Origin of the sequence: Paraburkholderia sp. RL17-373-BIF-A (assembly GCF_046030175.1) — a bacterium.
In the GTDB taxonomy this organism is placed as follows: Bacteria; Pseudomonadota; Gammaproteobacteria; order Burkholderiales; family Burkholderiaceae; genus Paraburkholderia.
This window is the reverse complement of record NZ_JARESO010000560.1, coordinates 1-232: the sequence shown is the minus strand read 5'-3', so window position 1 is coordinate 232 and position 232 is coordinate 1. Positions and strand designations below refer to the sequence as shown.

Here is a 232-nt window from a genome sequence, read left to right as displayed (position 1 = left end):
GGCAAATATGGCGTCCATGCAACCGTCGGCCTGCCAGCGACGAAACGTCCGGTAGATGCGTGTGTAATGGATTTCCGGGAAACCTTCTGCCGTCCTGTCAATCGGAAGCATCTTCCATTGACAGCCCATATACAGAAGCTGCAGGATGTAGTTGAAGATTTTGTGCAAGGCCAGCGTAGGCGGTGGTCCGCGGCGGCCGCTGCTCAGGTGTGGCAAGACGAATTCTTCGAAC

General features: G+C 55.6%; 1 protein-coding gene. It reads right to left on the bottom strand.

Features of this window, described 5'->3' with window-relative positions:
* A partial coding sequence (locus P0D80_RS51750; protein ID WP_408296830.1) for a transposase occupies positions 1-232 on the bottom strand: 232 nt, incomplete at both ends.